Source organism: Halobellus captivus (assembly GCF_003697845.1).
GTDB classification, from domain to species: domain Archaea; phylum Halobacteriota; class Halobacteria; order Halobacteriales; family Haloferacaceae; genus Halorubrum; species Halorubrum glutamatedens.
The window spans coordinates 93,363-113,125 of the sequence record NZ_RDQE01000004.1 but is presented as its reverse complement, the minus strand read 5'-3'; the positions used below and the strand labels follow the sequence as shown (position 1 = coordinate 113,125).

24 protein-coding genes and 1 tRNA gene are annotated in these 19,763 nt (G+C 69.1%); 16 read left to right on the top strand and 9 right to left on the bottom strand.

What is annotated here, in order from left to right:
* Positions 1 to 150: 150 nt before the first annotated feature.
* From EAO78_RS05960 to EAO78_RS05910, 11 genes are all read left to right on the top strand, one after another.
* The gene (locus tag EAO78_RS05960) at positions 151 to 435 is read left to right on the top strand and encodes a DUF357 domain-containing protein (RefSeq protein ID WP_122104936.1); all 285 of its coding nucleotides are present in this window, start codon (positions 151 to 153) and stop codon (positions 433 to 435) included.
* 103 nt (positions 436 to 538) lie between these two features.
* Positions 539 to 1,678 carry a M20 family metallopeptidase gene (locus EAO78_RS05955; RefSeq protein WP_122104935.1) on the top strand — a complete coding sequence of 380 codons (1,140 nt, stop codon included), beginning with the start codon at positions 539 to 541 and terminating at the stop codon, positions 1,676 to 1,678.
* 113 nt (positions 1,679 to 1,791) lie between these two features.
* The gene (locus EAO78_RS05950; RefSeq protein WP_023498294.1) at positions 1,792 to 1,944 is read left to right on the top strand and encodes a 50S ribosomal protein L39e; all 153 of its coding nucleotides are present in this window, start codon (positions 1,792 to 1,794) and stop codon (positions 1,942 to 1,944) included.
* Positions 1,945 to 2,223: a 50S ribosomal protein L31e gene (locus EAO78_RS05945; RefSeq protein ID WP_122104934.1), complete on the top strand. Its 279-nt coding sequence runs from the start codon at positions 1,945 to 1,947 to the stop codon at positions 2,221 to 2,223.
* Between the two features lies 1 nt (position 2,224).
* On the top strand, positions 2,225 to 2,890 hold the full coding sequence (locus EAO78_RS05940; protein ID WP_122104933.1) for a translation initiation factor IF-6: 666 nt from the start codon (positions 2,225 to 2,227) through the stop codon (positions 2,888 to 2,890).
* Between the two features lie 105 nt (positions 2,891 to 2,995).
* Positions 2,996 to 3,172 (top strand): 50S ribosomal protein L18Ae, encoded by a 177-nt coding sequence (rpl18a, locus tag EAO78_RS05935; RefSeq protein WP_122104932.1) that lies wholly within the window; start codon positions 2,996 to 2,998, stop codon positions 3,170 to 3,172.
* A complete protein-coding gene (pfdA, locus tag EAO78_RS05930; RefSeq protein ID WP_122104931.1) occupies positions 3,172 to 3,624 on the top strand; it encodes a prefoldin subunit alpha in 453 nt (150 codons plus the stop codon). The genes rpl18a and pfdA overlap by 1 nt, the downstream gene beginning before the upstream one ends.
* 11 nt (positions 3,625 to 3,635) lie before the next feature.
* Positions 3,636 to 4,793, top strand: coding sequence for a signal recognition particle-docking protein FtsY (gene ftsY, locus EAO78_RS05925; protein ID WP_122104930.1), 1,158 nt, complete (start codon positions 3,636 to 3,638; stop codon positions 4,791 to 4,793).
* A 113-nt stretch (positions 4,794 to 4,906) separates the two neighbouring features.
* A tRNA-Met gene (locus tag EAO78_RS05920) sits at positions 4,907 to 4,981 on the top strand.
* A gap of 282 nt (positions 4,982 to 5,263) precedes the next feature.
* Positions 5,264 to 5,449 (top strand): hypothetical protein, encoded by a 186-nt coding sequence (locus tag EAO78_RS05915; RefSeq protein WP_122104929.1) that lies wholly within the window; start codon positions 5,264 to 5,266, stop codon positions 5,447 to 5,449.
* Between the two features lie 81 nt (positions 5,450 to 5,530).
* Positions 5,531 to 6,142, top strand: a complete 612-nt coding sequence (locus EAO78_RS05910; protein WP_122104928.1) for a translation initiation factor IF-2 subunit beta — start codon at positions 5,531 to 5,533, stop codon at positions 6,140 to 6,142.
* A gap of 66 nt (positions 6,143 to 6,208) precedes the next feature.
* Here the strand turns inward: EAO78_RS05910 and EAO78_RS18105 are convergent, their stop codons facing one another.
* The 4 genes from EAO78_RS18105 to EAO78_RS05895 form a co-directional block, all read right to left on the bottom strand.
* Entirely contained in the window at positions 6,209 to 6,361 is a 153-nt protein-coding gene (locus EAO78_RS18105; RefSeq protein ID WP_203227839.1) for a hypothetical protein, read from the bottom strand.
* A gap of 60 nt (positions 6,362 to 6,421) precedes the next feature.
* A complete protein-coding gene (locus EAO78_RS05905; RefSeq protein ID WP_122104927.1) occupies positions 6,422 to 8,803 on the bottom strand; it encodes an ATP-dependent DNA helicase in 2,382 nt (793 codons plus the stop codon).
* Positions 8,804 to 8,919: 116 nt separating this feature from the next.
* Positions 8,920 to 10,095, bottom strand: coding sequence for an MFS transporter (locus EAO78_RS05900; protein ID WP_122104926.1), 1,176 nt, complete (start codon positions 10,093 to 10,095; stop codon positions 8,920 to 8,922).
* A 69-nt stretch (positions 10,096 to 10,164) separates the two neighbouring features.
* Complete coding sequence (locus EAO78_RS05895; RefSeq protein WP_122104925.1) at positions 10,165 to 10,824, bottom strand: HAD family hydrolase; 660 nt, start codon at positions 10,822 to 10,824, stop codon at positions 10,165 to 10,167.
* Between the two features lie 206 nt (positions 10,825 to 11,030).
* On the opposite strand from EAO78_RS05895, the gene EAO78_RS05890 reads away from it, so the two are divergent.
* Positions 11,031 to 11,447 (top strand): DUF3830 family protein, encoded by a 417-nt coding sequence (locus EAO78_RS05890; RefSeq protein WP_122104924.1) that lies wholly within the window; start codon positions 11,031 to 11,033, stop codon positions 11,445 to 11,447.
* A gap of 56 nt (positions 11,448 to 11,503) precedes the next feature.
* Here the strand turns inward: EAO78_RS05890 and EAO78_RS05885 are convergent, their stop codons facing one another.
* The gene (locus tag EAO78_RS05885; RefSeq protein WP_122104923.1) at positions 11,504 to 12,385 is read right to left on the bottom strand and encodes an NAD(P)-dependent oxidoreductase; all 882 of its coding nucleotides are present in this window, start codon (positions 12,383 to 12,385) and stop codon (positions 11,504 to 11,506) included.
* Positions 12,386 to 12,480: 95 nt separating this feature from the next.
* On the opposite strand from EAO78_RS05885, the gene EAO78_RS05880 reads away from it, so the two are divergent.
* The gene (locus EAO78_RS05880; protein WP_122104922.1) at positions 12,481 to 12,984 is read left to right on the top strand and encodes an SLOG cluster 4 domain-containing protein; all 504 of its coding nucleotides are present in this window, start codon (positions 12,481 to 12,483) and stop codon (positions 12,982 to 12,984) included.
* A 22-nt stretch (positions 12,985 to 13,006) separates the two neighbouring features.
* Positions 13,007 to 13,165 carry a hypothetical protein gene (locus EAO78_RS18100; protein ID WP_203227838.1) on the top strand — a complete coding sequence of 53 codons (159 nt, stop codon included), beginning with the start codon at positions 13,007 to 13,009 and terminating at the stop codon, positions 13,163 to 13,165.
* 23 nt (positions 13,166 to 13,188) lie between these two features.
* Here the strand turns inward: EAO78_RS18100 and dph2 are convergent, their stop codons facing one another.
* The 3 genes from dph2 to EAO78_RS05870 all read right to left on the bottom strand — a co-directional run bounded on the left by dph2 (position 13,189) and on the right by EAO78_RS05870 (position 16,699).
* Entirely contained in the window at positions 13,189 to 14,229 is a 1,041-nt protein-coding gene (dph2, locus tag EAO78_RS05875) for a diphthamide biosynthesis enzyme Dph2 (RefSeq protein WP_122104921.1), read from the bottom strand.
* Positions 14,230 to 14,287: 58 nt separating this feature from the next.
* The gene (locus tag EAO78_RS18095) at positions 14,288 to 14,437 is read right to left on the bottom strand and encodes a DUF7557 family protein (RefSeq protein WP_203227837.1); all 150 of its coding nucleotides are present in this window, start codon (positions 14,435 to 14,437) and stop codon (positions 14,288 to 14,290) included.
* 87 nt (positions 14,438 to 14,524) lie between these two features.
* Positions 14,525 to 16,699: a hypothetical protein gene (locus EAO78_RS05870; protein WP_122104920.1), complete on the bottom strand. Its 2,175-nt coding sequence runs from the start codon at positions 16,697 to 16,699 to the stop codon at positions 14,525 to 14,527.
* Between the two features lie 125 nt (positions 16,700 to 16,824).
* On the opposite strand from EAO78_RS05870, the gene EAO78_RS05865 reads away from it, so the two are divergent.
* Positions 16,825 to 17,901 carry a phosphotransferase family protein gene (locus EAO78_RS05865; protein WP_122104919.1) on the top strand — a complete coding sequence of 359 codons (1,077 nt, stop codon included), beginning with the start codon at positions 16,825 to 16,827 and terminating at the stop codon, positions 17,899 to 17,901.
* Positions 17,902 to 17,924: 23 nt separating this feature from the next.
* Here the strand turns inward: EAO78_RS05865 and EAO78_RS05860 are convergent, their stop codons facing one another.
* Positions 17,925 to 18,725, bottom strand: a complete 801-nt coding sequence (locus tag EAO78_RS05860; protein ID WP_122104918.1) for an aldo/keto reductase — start codon at positions 18,723 to 18,725, stop codon at positions 17,925 to 17,927.
* A 169-nt stretch (positions 18,726 to 18,894) separates the two neighbouring features.
* On the opposite strand from EAO78_RS05860, the gene EAO78_RS05855 reads away from it, so the two are divergent.
* Positions 18,895 to 19,728 (top strand): helix-turn-helix domain-containing protein, encoded by an 834-nt coding sequence (locus EAO78_RS05855; RefSeq protein WP_122104917.1) that lies wholly within the window; start codon positions 18,895 to 18,897, stop codon positions 19,726 to 19,728.
* Positions 19,729 to 19,763: the final 35 nt, after the last annotated feature.

Sequence of the window (19,763 nt, the reverse complement as noted above, 5' to 3'; positions counted from 1 at the left end):
ACAGTCGACATGACGCCGACTACGCGTCGGAGACCCGTATAGTTCCGTGTCGTGGGTCGACCGGCCGAGCGCCCGTGGAACACACCCGTACGATCGGTCCTCGTCGGAGGAGTGTGGGTGACTTTTGTCCGCCGCCGGCGATCGGACGGTATGGCCGCCGATCTCGAGGAGAAGACGGACCGATACGAGCGGATGCTCGCCGACGCGCTCGACGCCGCGGACCCTCGCCCGCCGGCGGACACGCCGCTCGGGGACGCCGCCGCCGACGTCGTCGAGATGGCGGAGTCGTACCTCGAGGACGGCCGCCACTTCCGGGCGAACGGGGACCCCGTCAACGCGCTCGCGTCCTACTCGTACGGGTACGGCTGGCTCGACGCCGGGGTCAGGATGGGGCTGTTCGCGGTCCCCGACGACACCGAACTGTTCACCACGTGACCCGGGCGTTCACCACGTGACCCGCCGCCCGCCACGAGACCCGTCGAGCGTCGGCTCGGGCTCTCCCGGCCGTATTTATGTGCCCGACTCCCGACGGGCGAGTATGGACGAACTCGCGGACCTGACCGAACGGCTGGTCTCGATCCCCTCCCACGAGGACGAGACCGCCGCCGGCGACGCCATCGAGGAGTGGCTCCGAACGGAGACCGACGCCGACGTCGAGCGCGACGCCGCCGGCAACGTCATCGCGTACAAGCGGGCGGGAGGAGGTCACGACCGTGGAACCGGAACGGATCCGGACTCGGAGACGTTCGCGCTCGTCGGTCACCACGACGTGGTCCCGCCGGCGGAGCGACAGACGACGGGCGAGGGGACGGACGGGGAGTACGTGGTCGAGCGCCGGGACGGTCGGATCCACGGCCGCGGGACGGCGGACATGAAGGGCGCGGTCGCGGCCTGTCTGCTCGCGTTCCGCGACGCGACCCCGCCCGCGGGCCGCGAGCTCGCGGTCGCCTCCTTCGTCGGCGAGGAAACCGGCGGCGAGGGAGCACGACACGCGATCGACGAGGGCTTCCGCCCCGATCACGCGCTCGTCGCCGAGGGATCGACGAACTACTCGAAGCCGGGCGTGACCGACGTCGCCGTCGCGCATAAGGGCCGCCGGGCCTCGACGCTCGTTGCGGAGGGATCGTCGGCGCACGCCTCCGAGCCCGCCGCGGGCGAGAACGCCATCTATCGAGCCTGTGACGCCGTCGACGTCGTCCGCGACCTCGACGCACCCGAGACGACGGTGTTCGGCGAGGACGTGACGGGATCGGTCGTCGTCACGATGTTCCACGGCGGCGACACCTGGAACGTTATCCCCGACCGGTGTGAGGTGACGATCGACGAGCGAACCGTTCCCGGCGAGCGGGCGGACCTCGCTCGCGCCGAGAGCGTCCCGGGCGTCGAGTGGACCGTCGACCAGGACCTCCCGCCGATGGGCTGTGGCGACGACGCGTTCGCGGACGCGGCGCTCTCGGTCGCACGCGAGGTTCACGAGGAACGCGGGCTCGACCGGCCGGAACACGTCACCAAACCGCACGCGACCGACGCGGGGTGGCTCTCGGAGGCCGGGACGGAGTGTCTCGTGTGTGGCCCCTCCGAACCCGGGGAGGCACACACGGAGACGGAAAGCGTCTCGATCGACGTGCTCGGTCGCTGTCGCGACCTCTACGCGGGGCTCGCGGAACGCGACTGGTGACCGGATCGACGGTCGATCGCCGACGGATCGGCGGCCGAAAGTCGGTTCGAGGCCGGAGCCGACGCGACCGTATGGAAGGGGTTTTATGCGGTCCGGCGGAAGTGTGGACCACTATGGGAGACAAATCGAAGGCCAAAAAGAAGCGTCTGGCGAAGGCGGAGCGCCAGAACACCCGCGTCCCCGCGTGGGTCATGATGAAGACCGACATGAACGTCACGCGCAACCCCAAGCGGCGCAACTGGCGCCGGAACGACCTCGACGAGTAAATGAGCACGAGTGATTTCGAGGAGCGCGTCGTCACCGTCCCGCTCCGCGACGCCAAGGAGAAGCCCGTCCAGCAGCGCGCCGACTACGCCGTGAAGATCGTCAGGGAACACCTCGCGAAGCACTTCTCGGTCGACGGCGACGACGTGATCCTCGACGCCTCCGTCAACGAGGCCGTCTGGGCGAACGGCCGGCAGAACCCGCCGAGCAAGCTCCGCGTCCGCGCCGCCCGGTTCGTCGAGGACGGCGAGCCGGTCGTCGAAGCCGAGCACGCCGAGTAACGTGTTACGGGCGACCTTCACCGGCTCGTCGTACGTGGGGGTCTTCGCCCGCGTCGTCGACGACCTCCTCCTGGTCAGGCCGGACGTCGACGCCGACCTCGCCGACGACCTCGGCGCGGAACTCGACGCCGACGTGCTCGCGACCACCGTCGGCGGCTCCAACACCGTCGGATCGCTCGCGGCCGGCAACGAGAACGGCGTGCTCGTCTCCGAACGCGCCACCGACCGCGAGAAGGACCGGATCGCTGAGGCCGCCGACCGGGAGGTAGCCGAGCTTCCCGGCCGGATCAACGCCGCCGGCAACGTCGTGTTGGCCAACGACTACGGCGCGTACGTCCACCCGGACCTGCCGCGCGAGGCGATCACGACGATAAAACGGACGCTAGACGTGCCCGTGGATCGTGGCGATCTGGCGGACGTTCGGACGGTCGGCACCGCCGCGGTCGCGAACGACACGGGCGTCCTCTGTCACCCGAAATCCCGCGAATCTGAGCTACAGGCCGTCGAGGAGGCGCTCGACGTTCGAGCGGACCTCGGGACGGTCAACTACGGCGCGCCGCTCGTCGGCTCCGGACTCATCGCGAGCGACGACGGCTACGTCGTCGGCGAGGACACGACAGGTCCCGAACTCGGACGCATCGAGGAGACGCTCGGATTCATCGACTGATAGCCGAGAGATTCGCTCACGCTCCCGTTTTCGTCCCTTCCTCCGATACCGTCCCGCCGTCCGCTTTTAGGAAGATACTTCCCTGTCCCTGCCGGATGCCTGGACATGAGTACTTACACCGTGAGCGGACGGTTCCAGAGCAGGGACGGATTCCAGCCGTTCAGCAAGGACGTAGAGGCGGAGAACGAGGACCTCGCGCGCGAGCGCATCTACACGCAGGTGGGTAGCCAGCACGGGCGAAAGCGCACCCAGATCGAGATCGAGGAGGTGTCCGCGGCATGATGGGCGGCGGACAACAGCAGCTCCAGCAGCTCTCCCAGGAGCTTCAGGCCCTCGACGAGGAGCTCGAAGCGCTCGAAACGGAAGTCGAGGAGTACCGCCAGGAGAAGGCCGACATCGACGAGGCCGTCGAGGCCATCGAGACCCTCGAGACCGGCGCGACGGTCCAGGTGCCGCTCGGCGGCGGCGCGTACGTTCGCGCGGAGGTCCAGGACATCGACGAGATCGTCGTCTCGCTCGGCGGCAACTACTCGGCCGAGCAGGCACAGAACGACGCCGTCGACGTCCTCCGGCGCAAACAGGACGCGCTCGACGACCGGATCGCGGAGACCGAAGAGGAGATAGACGATCTGGAAGACGAGAGCCAGGAACTCGAACAGCAGGCCCAGCAGATGCAACAGCAGATGCAACAACAGCAGATGCAGCAGATGCAAGGGCAGGCCGACGACGAGTGAGGTAACGGACCGTGTTCGACGGACTGAAGGACAAGCTGAGCAGCTTCCGTGAGGACGTAGAGGAGTCCACGGAGGATGAAGAAGTCCCCGAAAGCGAGGACACGACGGCCGACGGCAGCGAGCAGTCCGCGTCCGACTCCGCCGCCAACCCGACCGAATCCTCGACGGCCGCCGACGCCGAAACCGGACCCGCGCAGGCGGCCGACGCCACCTCGGCGGGCGATGCAGCCGACGCCTCGGAGGCCGGGTCGCCCGACGACGGGGGTGACGGATCGACGGAGCCGAGCACCTTCCAGCGTGCGAAGGCGTTCGCGACGGGCCGGATCATCATCGAGGAGGAGGACCTAGAACAGCCGCTCTGGGACCTCGAGATGGCTCTCCTGGAGAGCGACGTGGAGATGAGCGTCGCCGAGCGGATCCTCGAGACGGTCCGCGAGACGATGCTCGGCGAGTCGCGCAAGCAGGTCGAGACGACGGGCGAGCTCGTCGAGCGGGCGCTCCACGACGCGCTCCTCGACGTGATCGCGGTCGGACAGTTCGACTTCGAGGAACGCGTCGCCGAGGCCGAAAAGCCGCTGACGATCGTCTTCACCGGCGTCAACGGCGTCGGCAAGACGACGACCATCGCCAAGCTCTCGGAGTGGCTCGAGGCGCGCGGTTACTCGTCGGTGCTGGCGAACGGCGACACCTACCGCGCGGGCGCGAACGAGCAGATAGCGGAGCACGCGGAGCGGCTGGACCGCGAGCTGATCGCCCACGACCAGGGCGGCGATCCTGCAGCCGTGATCTACGACGGCGTCGAGTACGCCGAGGCGAACGACATCGACGTCGTCCTCGGCGACACCGCCGGTCGACTCCACACGAGCGACGACCTGATGGCGCAACTGGAGAAGATCGACCGCGTCGTCGACCCGGACATGACGCTCTTCGTCGACGAGGCGGTCGCGGGACAGGACGCCGTCAACCGTGCGAAGGAGTTCAACGAGGCCGCCGAGATCGACGGGGCGGTGTTGACGAAGGCGGACGCCGACTCCTCCGGCGGCGCGGCCATCTCCGTCGCGTACGTCACCGGCAAGCCGATCCTCTTCCTGGGGACCGGACAGGGGTACGACGATCTGACGCGGTTCGATCCCGAGGCGCTCGTCGACAGTCTGCTCGGCGAGGAGTAGGGTCCCGTCCGCGCCGTCGAGGGCCCGCATTCGTTTATAAATCGTGCGGGAGCGAACCGCACACGGGCGGCGGGATCAGAACCCTTAACAGTTTACCCCGGCTTGTTCACGATAGCGGGATGGGATAGCCAGGAGATTCCGCCGGGCTCATAACCCGGAGATCGGTAGTTCAAATCTACCTCCCGCTACTTCTCCTCGACGCTTCGACGCCGACCGACTTTCGTGGATCTCTCCCCTGGAGTTCGGGCTTTCGAGACGACCGACGCGGCGGGAGCCGTCCGTGGGAACGGGAGACTCCGCGAAAGCCGAGGGTAACCGCCTACGGGACGTACCTGTCGACGCACTCATCCCGCGTGGCACAGCGGACAGAACAGCTCACGGACACGATCCGGCGTGTATAAGACGTTAACGGGTTCTTAAGCCGGTTACACCCGTGTATAGCTAAGAACCGAAGGCGAGACGATCCGCTCGTGATCGACGAGAACAGGAACGAGGACCCGGACCACCGCTCCGAGAGCCGTTCGGTCCCCTTCCGCCCGATCCCGAAACTCCTCCCGGGAGCGGTGCCGAACGCCCCCAAACGGAACGCCCTCGTCCTCCTCGCCTACCTCTTCGTGTGTGTCCTCGTCGCCGGACTGCTCCGGACGGTCCTTTGAACGCGGATCGAGAGCGAGCGGACCGGCGAGCCCCGTTCGAAACCCGGAAGCGATTTCCGTCGGCCAGCCGTTCGTATCCGTATGGAATACGAATCGAGCCTCGACCGCGCGATGGACGCGGTCCCGGACTTCGACGGATCCGACGAGCGGCTGTCGGTTCCCGACCCCGAAGCACAGAAGGACGGCGCGTTCACCCGACTGACGAACCTCTCGGCGATCGCCGACGCGTTGAGCCGCGACCCCGAGCACGTCCACTCGAAGATCCAACAGGAGCTCGGGACGGCCGGCCAGTACGAGGACGGCCGCGCACGCTACAGCGGGAACTTCCGCGAGCGTGACTTCCAGGCGGCGATCGACTCGTACATCGAGTCGTTCGTCACCTGCTCGGAGTGCGGCCTGCCCGACACGCGACTGGAGACGGAGAACCGGACGCCGATGCTCCGGTGTGAGGCCTGCGGGGCGTTCCGACCGGTCGCCAAGCAGACGACGTCGAACACCCAGCGCCAGGAGGAGGCCATCGAGGAGGGCAACACCTACGAGCTGGAGATCGTCGGCACCGGCCGCAAGGGCGACGGCGTCGCCGAGCGCGGCGAGTACACCGTCTTCGTTCCCGGCGCACAGGAGGGCGACACGGTCCGCGCCTACATCAAGAACGTCTCGGGCAACCTCGCGTTCGCTCGCCGGGAGAACTGACCCGCGGTCCCGTCCGAAGTTCGAAGCCCTTCGACGACCACGACGTTCCGACGATTCGCTATCCCGTCAGTCGACGCGCTCGGCGGCCATCGAGTGGTCGGTCTCGGCCACGTGTCGAGACACGAACCCGTCGGCCTCGTCCGCGGATTCGAAGATTCGCTCCAGCGGGCAGTCACGGCAGACGACGTGGTACAGTCGGGATCGACTGGCGGATTCCATACGTCTCCCCGGTTCTCCGACGACGTAGTTAGGGGCCGATTGTCGACCGGTAACGTCACCTTATTCTCCGGTTTCGAACCCGTCCAGGGCGACGGAGAGCATGTCCGTGCTGACCGGCTGGAACTCCTCTCGTTCGTGTTCCGGGAGGTACTCGCGGACGGCGTTCCAGGACTCCCGAGCGTATCGGGCGTCGAGGAGGACGCGAACGCCGCGCTCGTCTGGGCCTCGGATGACCCTACCGATCGCTTGTCGAGCCTTCCGGACGGCGGGAACGGTGAGCGCGGTCTCGAAGCCCGACTCGAAGCGACGGTCGTACGCCGTGATCACCGCTCGCGTTCGGGGTCGAGCGGTGTTGATGATGGGGACGCCGCAGACGACCGCCGCGGAGAGCCGGTCGCCGCGGTAGTCGACTCCCTCGGTGAGCGTTCCGCGGAGGCTGGTGACGAGCACCTTCCCCTCGCCCGCGAAGAACGCGTCCTTGAGCGACTCGGTCTCACGGTCGCCGGAGGACTCGTCGATGAGCACCGGCTTCTCGAGGCGCGCGTCGAGCTCGTCGGCGAACCACGCCGCCTCGGCGTAGTTCGGCGCGCCGACCAATACGTTGCCGTCGCGGCGCGCGACCGTCTCGACCGCGTCGAGGTGGGCGAGCCGAGCGTCGGTCCGCTCGCCGGGCGCGCCGCGGTTGGCGTGGGTGAACTTCGGCGCGTCGACGGCGAAGCTCGCGCGGTTCTCCGGCGGGAACGAGAGGCCGTACGTCCGTTCGACGACGGGCCGGCCCCGCTCCGCGAGGTGGTCGAGCCCCGTCACCTCCCGGAACACGTCCATCGGCTCGAGCGTCGCGCTCATCACGACCCCGCCGCCGAACTCGCCGAGCCGCTCGCCGATCGGTTCGCTCGGGAGGCAGTTGTACAGCGCGAGGCTCCCGTTGTACGCCCGCCGCCAGGAGTCCGGCGGGGCGGTCCCGTCGTGGGTGCGCTCGAGGTCGATCGCCCGGAAGAAGTCCGTGTGTCCCTCGCGGTACCACGCGTTCAGCGTCCGCCCGACGCCGGGAGCGGCGCGCCGTTTGTCCTCCTCGGAGAGCGAGTCGAGGACGCGCTTGACGGTCGCGCCGACCGCGGGCGCGCGCGACCAGACGCGGTCGCCGTAGCCGGCCTCCCTCGCCCACGTCGTGATCACGTCCTCGCCGGGATCCTCGGGGTCCCGAAGCGGGATCTCGTCGTCGGCGAGCTCGCGCATCGACGCGCGCCAGTCGGGGCGTTCGCGGTCGAGGTGGGCGGTGACCCGACGGTCGATCTCCGCCCGGAGGTCCGCGTAGAACTCCCGCACCGCCTCCAGCTCCTCGAGCGTCACGTCGCCGTCCTCGAGTTCCCCGCGAACGAGCGCGGCGTCGTCCGACTCCGCGCCCTCGGCTTCGAACGAGAGCGGCTGAACGACGCGGGTGATCTCCGAGACGGCGTCCCTGAGGCTCGCGTCGGCGACCGCGTCGCTGACGAGGTCCCGTACGCGTGGTTCGAGCATGTGTGCCTCGTCACAGACGACGAACGTCGCGTCGTCGAGGAGCGCGCCCGTGAACGTCGCGGTCGTCGTCGGGTCGAACGCGTGGTAGTAGTTCCCGATCACGACCTCGACCTCGGGCACGAGCGCGCCCATCACCGAGTGGGGACACGAACCGTGACTCGCCGAGAGGCGGACGAGTTCGTCGGCGTCGACGTGGCCGAGCTCGGTGACGTCGAACGGGACCGCCTCGGCCGGGTCGCCGCCGTCTTCGGGGATGTCGTCGAGAAAGCCCGCATAGAACGGGCAGAACTCCGTCTCGCCGAACGTCTCGGTGTCCGGCGGATACGGCGTCGGCTCGCCGTCGACGGTCAGGTAGTCGGCGGCTCCGCCGTCGTCGACTTCCCCACTGCCGTCTGTCGCTCCCCCGCTCACGGACCCGGCTCCCGAATCCAACAGGCCGACCTGCTGGCTCCGCGCCTCGCTCACGAGTGCTCCGGCCGTCGTCTCGCCGCCCTCGCCGACGAGGTTGCGGGTGCGTTCGCGGAGGCCCTCGCAACGCTCGTAGACGTTCCCGCGGTCGATCCCGCCGCGGTTCTCGCGAGCGTACGGACAGACGTCCGCCTTGCCGACGAGGGTCAGTCCGGAGACGGGATCGTAGTCGTCCGGGAGGTTCGCGTTGACGGCGTCGAGGTCGGTCTCGAACTGGCGGAGCTGCTGTTTGACGCTGGTGAGCACGAACACGCGCTCGAAGTCGGAGTCGGGGTCGCGGACGCGGTCGATCCCGGCGGTCAGCGCCAGCATCGTCTTGCCGGTTCCACACGCGCCCTCGAGCGCGAGGAACCCCCCGTCCTCGGCGGCGTCGATCGCGGCGTCGATGCCGTCCGCCTGCTCGGGGTACGGTTCCTCGTGGCCGAAGACGTCGGCCCACGGCGGATCGTTCGTCACTACGCCCGGGTTACGCCCGACCCCGGTTAAACCTTCAGAGCGAGCACGGGGGATCGCCGTCGGATCGTTCCCGTTTACGGGAGTCCACGGAGGGGGTCAACGGGATCAGTCGTGAGTTACTGACCGACGGTCCCGCGTCCGCCGGGGAGTCCCCTGCCGGCGTGGAGGGTCCCGAGCACGACCGCGACCGTGAGGACGCCGAGCCCGCCGGCGACGAACGCGGCGTCGAACCCGGCTCGCTCGGCCGCGACGCCGAGCGCGCCGCTGCCGGTCGATTCGAAGAGCAGGGCGATCCCGCTGAAGACGGCGTACGCGCTGGCACGGTTGTCCGCGGGAAGCGAGTCGAGCAGGAACGTATCGGCAGCGGGAAACATCGCGTGGGCCACGAAGCCGATCGCGACGGTGGCGGCGACGATCGTCACGGCGGATTCGGCTACGACGAGCCCGAGGAGCGATCCGGCGAAGGAGACGAGGATCCCGAGGAGGTACGGGATCTGCGGGAGCCGGTCGGCGAGCTGGCCGCCGAACCAGAACGCGGGCAGCCCGGCCGCGAAGACGACGGTGAGAAGCGAGTTCGCGAACGGGGTCGAGAGTCCCTTGGTCCCGGTCAGGTACGTGACGTAGAAGTTGAACACGCCCTGCCAGACGAATCCGGGGGCGGCCACGACGACGATCACGAGGAGGATGACCCGCCAGTGGGAGAGCGCAGACCGGAAGTCGCGGTCGGCGCCCGCGCTCGCGGGAAGCGGGTCCCGTCGGAGCACGACGAACAGGACGGCGGTGACGGCGAGCGCCCCGACCGCGAGCAGCCGGAAGACGTCGCCCCAGCCCGAGACGAGAAGGACTCCGACCACCACGCCGGGAGCGATCACGGCCGCGAGCTGGCTCGCGGCTCCGTGGATCCCGATGGCCCGGCCGCGTCCGCTCGGGAAGAGCTCGGCGACGAGCGGAACCGCCGCGACGAAGTACGCCCCCGAGGCGAGCCCGATGGAGAGCGCGCCGATCCGTAGCGCCCGGATGGACTCGGCGCTGCCGGTGAAGGTCGCGGCGGCGGCGAGCACGAGCCCGGATCCCAACACGACGTAGTGTCTCGGAACTCGCGTGAGGAGGTAACCGACCGGGATCCGCGGGAGCGCCGACCCCAGCCACACCAGCGTCGTGACGGAGCCGACGACCGCGGGGCTCGCGCCGAACTCCGAGCCGATCGTCGGGACGAGCGGCGCGAACGCGACGCGTCCGAGGTTGATCAGGAAGACGAGCCCGCAGAGCGTCCCGAAGGTTCGTCGGGTCATGCGGGTCGAGACCGGCAGTCCTCGGCGTCTATCGGGCCGGTCGGAGTCGGTGTAACGACCTCCCGGCCGTCACACGCCACAGACGTCGAAGAGGTCGTCCAGCGTCTCGATCTCCCAGGTGGGCCAGACGTTGAGTTCCCAGTCGCGGCGGTGCGGGCGGCGGATGAACGCGGAGTCGACGCCGGCGTTCTCCGCGGCCTTCACGTCGGACTCGTTGTCGCCGACGAAGAGCGCCGAGCCGGCGTCCAGATCGCCGAGCGCCCGCTCGAGGTAGTGCGGGTTCGGCTTCCGGAGCTGGAGGCTGTGGATCGTTGGCTCGCGGCCGTAGGCCGCGCCGAACTCCTCGAAGCCGTCGAAGTGGTCGACGAGGAAGTCGACGGTCGCCTGCTGGTTCGAGGAGACGATCCCCATCTTCACGTCGAGCTCCTCGAGGGTGTCGAGGTCGTCGTAGGGGGTCTTCCGGCCCGCGCGGGCCTCCTGCTGTTGGGCTCTCGAGACCACGTCGTCGCGCGTCCGCCAGAACGACCCCGGATCGAGGTCGTACGTCTGACAGACGGTCCCCACGCTGCCGGGGGTCGCGCCGATCGTCATCCGCTCTACGTCGTCGGGGTCGGGGTCGTCGACGCCGCACTCCTCGAACGCGTCCCGGGTAGCCTCCCGGAGCACGTCGAAGCGCGTGCGGCCGACGAGAACACCGTCGTTGTCGAAGACGACGGTATCGTATCTCATAACGTCAGTCCTCGCCCGACGCTTAAAAACGTTTCACCTCAGTATCGATTTCGATTCCGAGAGATCCCTGATTCACATTCTCTCGACGGGAAAATCGAACCATATGGGATATGAACCTGCGTCATCGGATGAACCGACCGATACCCGCACCGACGACATCGTTAACACTTCGCCCGCCGCCGACACACACGACACGAGGTCAACCCATGATAACGATTGACATCGACGGAACGACGTTCACGGCCGAGCTCCACGAGGACCGGGCGCCCGAATCGGTCGCGGCGGTCCGCGAGTTCCTGCCGCTGGAGTCGGAGCTCATGCACGTCCGCTGGAGCGGCATCGCCACCTGGATAAACATCGACGAGATCGACCTCCCGGAGATCCCCCGGGAGAACCACACGGTCTACCCGTCGCGCGGTGACCTCCTGTTGTACCCGGGGTATCGGAACGAACAGGAGATCCTCCTCCCCTGCGGGCCGACGTGTTTCAAGAGCCCCGCGGGGGAACTCGCCGGCAACCACTTCGCGACGGTGGACGCGACCGCGGAGGAGCTTCGCGAGATCGAACGGGCGACGCTCCGCGACGGCGTCCACGACGTGGAGATACGGGAGGACGACCCGTAGCGACGATCAAAGCGTCGGAGCATGGAGCCGTCTCAGCGGGTCACTCCGTCGCCGGGTCATTCCGTCGTCGGGTCGAACTCGCCCTCCCTGTCGTTGAGCAGCATCCAGTACGTGACGAGCGCCGAGGCGTGGCCCTCCCCGTCTCTGATCCGGCGCGACGTCGCCTTGTACGCCTCGTGGACCACGCCGGTCAACGGGAGCGCGGTGCCCCGTTCGTCGGCGAACTCCCGGACGTAGCCGAGGTCCTTGTTCCAGATGGCCAGCGTTCCGAGGCCTTCCATCGCCTGGCCGAACTCGCCGGTGAAGTACCCCTCGTACATGTCGAACTCGAGGAAATCAGTGAACGGCGTCGGGTCGACCCCGTTGTCACGGACGAACTCGACGACCTCGGCGTCGACCGCGTGGTGGCCGGCGTAGCGCATCTGGAGTCCGAGCTTGAACACCGTCGCGTCGGGGACTCGCCCGATACGGACGTGGTCGTCCGCGATCACGTCCAAAACCTCCTCGGCTCGATCGTAGGCCCGTTGGGATCCTCCGGCCATGACGTGGTATCCCTCCCGCGGCGAGCCGCCCGTGATCGTCGCCTCGACGAAGTCGGCTCCCGCCTCGGCACACAGTTCCTCACAGACGACCGACGTGTCCGGGTGGGTCGTCGACGCGTCGACGAGGAGCTGTCCCCGGGAGAACTCCGCGAGTAACCCGTCCGCGCCCTCCATCGTCGCCTCGACCTCGGGCGAGCCGGGCAGTGCGAGGACCACCACGTCGGTTTCCCGGGCGACCTCGGCGGGACTTCCCGCGGCGCGAGCGCCGCGATCGGTCGCGTACGCCACCTGGTCGTCGTCGACGTCGAACGCCGTCACGGGATATCCCGCGTCACGCAAGCGGTCGACGAACCCCTTGCCGATGTAGCCGACGCCGATCAGGCCGATCGAGGTCATCGTCGGCCGATCGGCGCGACACCCCTAAGTGATATCGGAGGCGGTCGCCTCGGGGGAACCTCCGGTTTTTGTGCCCCCGTGGGAGACTCCTAGGTATGCGAGTCAGCGTCATCGGCGGGAGTTCGATCCCGCCCGAGACGGCGGCGGTCGCGGAGGAGTTGGGAGCTGAACTCGCCGATCGCGGCCACACGGTCGTCTGCGGCGGCCTCGGCGGTGTGATGGAGGCGGTCTGTCGAGGAGCCCGCGAGGCGGACGAGGACGACGAGGACGGCGACGAGGACTCGAGCATCGAGACGATCGGGATCCTGCCGACCGACCGCCGCGAGGACGCGAACCCGTACGTCACGATCCCCATCGCGACCGGATTGGGTCACGCCCGCAACGCGCTCGTCGTGATGAACGGCGACGCCGCGGTCGCGGTGAACGGCGGTCCCGGAACTCTCTCGGAGATCGGGCTCGCGCTCGCACACGGTCGGGCGGTCGCGGGGATCGACACGCACGACGTGGAGGGCGTCGAAGCGGCCGGGTCGCCGAGCAAGGCGGTCGACTACGTGGAGGGGGCCGTCGGGGACGAGAAATATGCCGGAAACGGTATGTGAAAGCGTCGCGTAGCGCCCACCGATGTCCCTCGCTATCGTCCTCCTCTACGGCCTCGTCGGGTTCGGTGTCGTGGCGTTCGCCGCGTTCGTCGGGTCGATACGGGCACTCCAAGTGTACTTCGATCCCGACTCGGACAGCTACTTCCTCGACGACGACCACGACCCGCCGTCCTTCCGGTAGGGGGTCGGTCGACCGCCAGCGGCTCACCAGGTGTCGTGGAACGTGTCGAACTCGATCTGGTCGAGGGGCCGCTCGCCGATCGCGGCCTCGTACTCGCCGGGGGTCAGCATGGGCTTGTGGAACCGCGGGCCGTCGTCGGTCGTGATCCGGGGACACCCGGTGTTGACGAACGCGTCCATGTCGAAGTTCCGCAGGCGGTCGGGGGTGACCTCGTCCATCGTGATGAGGTAGGCGTTCTCGTTGTTCTCGACGATCTCCTGTGCCGTCTCCCACCGTCCCTGGCCGATCTTCGTACAGAAGATGACGCCCCACTTCTCGGCGTCCATCGCCTTGTGGACCGAGGCGTACCGCTGTTTCAGGAACTGGTCGTGTTCCGCGATCGACACGGCGTTGTTGACGGGGTCGGCGATGACGACGGTCTTCTCGGGGTGTTCCATCGCGAGCCCGACCGGGTGGAACTTCCCGCCGCCGACGTACAGTACCCGGTCGGCCGGGATGTCCGCGGAGGCGTAGTTACAGCCGAGCACCTGCCCCTCCTTGGTGAGCCGGTCGTCGCCTCGGCGGGTGTGGACCTCGTAGCCGCGCGCCTCGAGCCAGTCGGTCATCTCCTCGAAGCGGTTCATGTGCTGGGCGGTCGTCACCAGCCCGACGTCGGGGTCCTCCTCGGGGTCCGGAAGCTCCGCGAGAGACTCCTCCATGATCGGGAAGGGGTCGACGTTGGAGAACAGCGGCACGTAGACGATGCTGTCGGACTCCTTCATCGGCGTATGGCCGAAGTGGACGAACACGTCCGTCCGGCGCATCAGGTAGGTGTCGAGGTCGCACGCGCCGTAACACGGCTGGCCCGACAGCATGAACGTCACGTCGTCGGGGGCGACCTCGCGGAGGTCGTCGGCGACCTGCGGGCCGCGGCGTTTGAGCCCCTCCGGGAACTGAAGGCCGACCTTGCTCGCGTTCCGCTCCTCGATGGCCTCGACGATCCGGTCGAGTTCGTAGTCCCACTCTCGGTCGTGTTTCAGCGACATCCCCGTCTTGGTGAGGTCGCCCTCCGTGGACCCGCTCATGTCGATCCGATCGTGGGTCTGGACGGTTAAACCGCGCGTTCGACGGTCGGAGTCGAGATCACTCCACGTCGCTGCCGCGGAACAGCGCCAGTTCCTCGGCCTCGTAGATGTTGATGAGTTCGTTCACGATCTCGTCGTATTCCTCGTCGTCGATCCGGAGCGCGTCGAGCCGCTCGACGGTCGACTCGTCGAGGTGTATCTGTGGCATGGATGACGGTTGGTCGCCGGGATTCAAAAACACCCGGTCGGGTTCGCGGACCTCGAGAGGACGTCCACGGACCCGGCCGTCCTCGACTCACTCCCCGTCGAACCGGACGGAGATCCCGTCCCCGGACGACGCCGACCGGTCGGCGAGCGCCCGCCGGGCCGACAGCCGGACGTCGTCAGCGGTGAGTCCGTCCCGCTCGAAGACGACCGTGCCGTTGAGGTCGACGACGCTGTCGGCCTCGGGGACGAGGTCGAGCACCTCCGCGGTCGAGAGCGGTCGTGGAGCCTCGCGTTCCGTGCCGATGAGTTCCGGAACGGTGTCCGCCCACTCGAAGAGCGGATGGTACTCCGTGCCGACTCGCGCCTCGACCGACGGGAGCGACCGCCACGTGACCGCGTGTTCCGTCTCCGAGCGCGAACGAACCCGAACCAACCCCTGAGCGCCCGCACGCTCCGGCGTGACCGCGATCGCCGACGGATCGCCGGCGAGACGGACCCCGGCGTGCTCTCGAACCCGCGCGATCGCGACGCTCGCCGCGAGCGGCGTCGCGGTCGCCAGCAGTCCGACGAGCGTGCGGACCCGTTCCGCGTCGAGCGTGCCGTCGACGGCGAGCGACGCGAGCGATCCGGCCTCCACCGACGCCAGGGCCGGCGCGACGCGCCCGGCGCGCTCGAACACGGTCGTGGTCGGCACGCGCTCGAGGGCCGCGACGTCCACGACGCCGTCGGCACAGGCGACGCGGGTTCCGTCGATCGGAAGCGAACACGCCGACAGACCGACGTCCGGATCGGCGAGCCGATCGCGAAACTCCTCGCGAGTCGGCCGGACGAGAATCTCCCACGAATCGACGCCGTCGGGCGGTCCCGGCTCCGTCATGGCTCGCTCGAACGCCCGGGCCCGCCCGTCCGAGTCCGCGATCAACGACACGCACAGGTCGCCTTTCGTCGGCCGGGATCGGTCCAGTTCGTTCTCGTACGCGGCGACGCTCGCCGCGGCGGTGCCGGACGGCAGCGGCGCGTCGTCCGGGCTCGGCGTTCCGCCCGCGACCGTGAGCGCCGGCGAGACCGCGGCCGCGGGCGGTGAACCGGAACCGACGGACTCCCCTCCGTCATGGAAATTCTCGCGGCCGTCGACGCTCGTCTTCGCAGGCGACCCGCGAACCCGGATCGGCGCGAGCAGGTGCGCGAGGTGGCCGAGCAGTTCCATCCCCGACGGTCCGGGCCGGAGGACCGCGGTCGTCGGCCACTCGGGGAGGCACGGCTCGACGGTCTCCGGATCGACCTCGAGGTACTCCATCAGGCGATCGGACATCGGCCGGTCGGCCAGGTTCGGCGGGTAAAACGGCAGCTTTCCGCCGATCCGCTCGTACGCGTATCGGTCCGAGGGGACGTACCCCTCGGTTCGGGCCAGCGAGTCCAAGAACAGCGTCGTTCCGAGGAGCTCCGAGACCCGGCGTTCGAGCGCGGGACCCTCGCTCGGCAGCGGCTCGACGTACCCGCTCTCGAGCCGAAGCTCCGGATCCGTACCGGACACGACGGTCGCGCCGAGGTAGTACGCCAGCGGCGCGATCCGATAGACGTCGGCGTACGTCGGCGGCACCGCGATCTCGACGCCGGCGTCCGGGGACTCGAGGTGGTCCGGGATCTCGAGTGCCCCCCCGCGGCTGATCCGGGGTGGGTATCCACGGAGGGTGGGCCAGGACCGCTCCGGCGACGCCTCGGCGATCGACGAGCCGAGCGCCGACACCGCCGTCATGAGCGCCTCCGGGTCGTCTGGAACGACCATCGTCGCCTCCGGACGGGTGTGAAGCGACCGCCCGCCGACGGTCACGGTCGTCGATCGATCGAACTCGATCTCGACGGCCCCGCCGTCGGCCATTCCGGTCGCCGATACCTCGACGTCGACCGCGCGGACGAACGCCTTCGTGGCGCCGACGACGTCGAAACAGTAGGCGCCGCGCGGCAGCGCGAGGTCCTCGCTGAGTTCGGCGACGAACTCGCCGCCGGACTCGCGGACGCTCACCGTCGAGTACTTCGGGATCGAGAACGACTCGGCGTCGAAGCTCACCGCCCGGTCGACGGGGAGCGCGAACAGGTCGGTGATCGCGGGCCGCGGCTCCGGCTCCCGGTCGAACCGAAGCGAGAGCCGCTGCCCCTCGATCGCGTCGCGGACGTGGAGCGTCTCGCCCTCGGTCTCGAAGGTCACCCGTCGATCGTCGTTCGGGTGATCGTCGCCCGGGCGATCACCGTTCGATCCGGTCATCGGACGAGGAAGTCGCGGAGGGCGTATGACCTTGTCGGTCGCTGCGAGGGTCCGGGAAACCGACGCCACTTCGCGGATCGAACGACGGGCGGAACGTTTTTTCTCGTCGCCCGGCCACCGGAGGCATGGACGACCCCGTCGAGACGGCTCTCGCCGTTGCCTTTCCGGACCGTCGGGTCGAGGGACTCGTCGGCGTCGGTCCCTCCTGGAACGGCGGCAACGAGACCGTCGGCGTGGACCTCGTCGACGGCGACCGCGCGTACCTCAAGGTCGCGATCGCGGGCGACGGGAGCCGGATCGCCCGCGAACGGGCGGTCCTGGAGTACGTCTCGGCTCGGCGGCAGATCCCGGTTCCCGCGGTCCTCGCCGCCGACCCGGACGCGGCCGTCCCCTATCTCGCGACCGCGCCCGCCCCGGGACGCGATCTCCACGAGGTTCTCGAAGCGGCCGACGACGAGCGGCGGGAGACGCTGCTCCGGCGGGTCGGCGCGACGCTCGCGACCCTCCACGCCGAGCGGTTCGAGGGCCACGGCGAGATCGTCGGCCGCGGCGAACGGGTCGGCGTCGGGGAAGCCGTCGATGGCGCCCCCGACGACGGCGGTCCGGACGATATCGATCCTGGCCTCGAGGTCGAGACGGCCTCGTGGACCGACACGCTGCTCGCGACGATCGAGCGCACCCGCGAGATCGGCACGACCGACCGGCTCGCCCGCCACTTCGACGCCGCCATCGACTGCGTCGAGTCGAACCGGGAGCGGCTCGACGGCGCGCCCGCGGCGCTGCTCCACGGCGACGTCGCGCCCCCAAACGCGTTCCTCGCGGAGGAGGGACGGGCGGGCGGCGTTGCGGGCGACGGAACGGACGACGGGGCTGGCGACGACCCCGGCGTGGGGCTCCTCGACTGGGAGCTGTCCCACGTGGGCGACCCCGCCCGCGATCTGGTCCGCGCGCGCGACCAGCTCTGTAACGGCTTCGACTACGAGGGCCCCGAACGGTTCGGCGAGGCGGTGTACGCGGGCTACCGCGACCGCGCCGGCGGGCTCCCCGAGGGATTCGCGGACCGACGACCGATCTATCGGGTGGTTCGCGTTCTCGGGCGGTCGGGCTTTCTCGACCAGTGGGTGACGTATCTCGACGAGCCGATGGCGGACCTCGTCGAGCGGATCGACGCGGAGCTCGAAACGCGGCTCACGGCGGTCTGAATGACGTTCCCGAGGTCCCCCGGTCAGTTCCGGTTCCAGGCGGCGTCGTCCGGATCGATCGTCCGATCGCCGCCCGCCAGTCCGTCGATCGCGTCGAGGTCCTCCTCGGACAGTTCGAGGTCGAGCGCGGCGAGGTTCTCCGTGACGTGGTCGCCCGTCGCCTTCGGGATCGGGACCACGTCGCGTGCGAGCGCCCACGCCAGCGCGACGACCGCCGGCGAGGCGTCGTTGCGGTCGGCGACCGCCCCGAGGGTCGGGTCGTCGAGCAACTCACCCTGGGCGAGCGGCGAGTAGCCGACGAGGTGGTGGTCGAACTCGGTGGCCAACTCGCGGAGTTCGGGCTGCTGGAACCGCGGGTGACACTCCACCTGGTGGGCCGCGATCGGCGAGTCGAGGATCGCTCGAGCCTCCCGGAGGAGGTCGGGCGTGAAGTTGGAGACCGCGACGTGGTCGGTCACGCCCTCGGCGCGGAGCTCGTCGAAGACCGGCAGGGTCGCCTCCGCGTCGTACGCCTTCGTGGGCCAGTGGACGTACAACAGGTCGACGCGGTCGAGCCCGAGCCGGTCGAGGCTCTCGCGGGCCGTCTCGCGGACGTCGTCGGGCGCGAGGTTCGTCGGGTGTATCTTGGTGGCGACGACGACCTCGTCGCGGTCGACGTCGGCAGCCGCGATCCCCTCGCCGACCGCGGCCTCGTTGTCGTACATCTGTGCGGTGTCGACGTGGCGGTAGCCGGCCTCGAGCGCGGTCACGACGCTTTCCGTACACTCCGCGGGGTCGTCGAGACCGGAGGTTCCGAGCCCGAGTCCGAGGTCGATCGGTGGCATACCGACACGTCTCGCCGCCGGGTCAAAAGCCCACGCCAGCCGGAAACGATCGTCGGCCCTCGCGATCGAAAGTTGGCCCTCACGAGCGAGCGACTGGAACGAGCGGGTTTTCACCGCGTAGGAACCCCGTCCTCGTTATTTGAGTGCGGGGAGCGTACCCTCGACCACCATGACCGACGGGATCCACGTTCAACTCGCGGTGTCGGCCTGCGACAGCTGTCCCGTGGCGACGCTCTCGGCGTCGACCGAGGTGGAGGACGTCCGGGTCGACCCCGTCGACGACACGGTCGAGTTCGTCGCGTCCGATCCGCCCGACGACCCGCCGTCCGTCCTGGAGTTCGTCGAGTTCGGCGGGCGTGCACACGGTCGATACGCGATCGATCACGACGGGGTCGAGCACGCGCGCCCGGCAACCGACGGGGGAATCGCCGTGGACGCGTCGACCGGCGGAACGACGTCGTCCGCCGACGGGGCTACCGCCGTCGACGGAACGATCGCGCCCGGCAACGACGGAAGCGGTCCGAACGCGGGCGGCGGGATCGGTGGTGACGGGATCGACGCGGACGCCGTCGCCGACGGGACCTGCGCCGGCTGCTCGTGTGGCGGTCTCACCGCGGCGTTCGCGGACTTTCCGGTCTCGCCGCGCGAAACGCGGATGGCGGACGGCGACCTGCTGGTCTCGTTCGTCCTGAGCGGACACGAGGAGCTCGAGGCTGTCGTCGACGGCTTCGAGGACGCCGGCCTCGACGTCGAGCTTCGCCGGCTCCTCGTCGACCGCCGTCCCGACGACGAGCGGTGTGACGTCGTTCCCGTCGACCTCACCGGCGTGACCGACCGCCAGGCCGAGGTCGCGGCTCTCGCGGCCGAACGCGGCTACTTCGAGCCGGGCGGCGCGTCGGCCGCGGACCTCGCCGACGAGCTCGACGTCGCGAAGTCGACCGTTTCCGAACACCTCCGGCTCGTGACGGCGTCGCTCTTCTCGCAGTTGTTCGCGGACGGGTAGGGTACTTAAACCTCCGAACAGTTCGGCGGGAGACT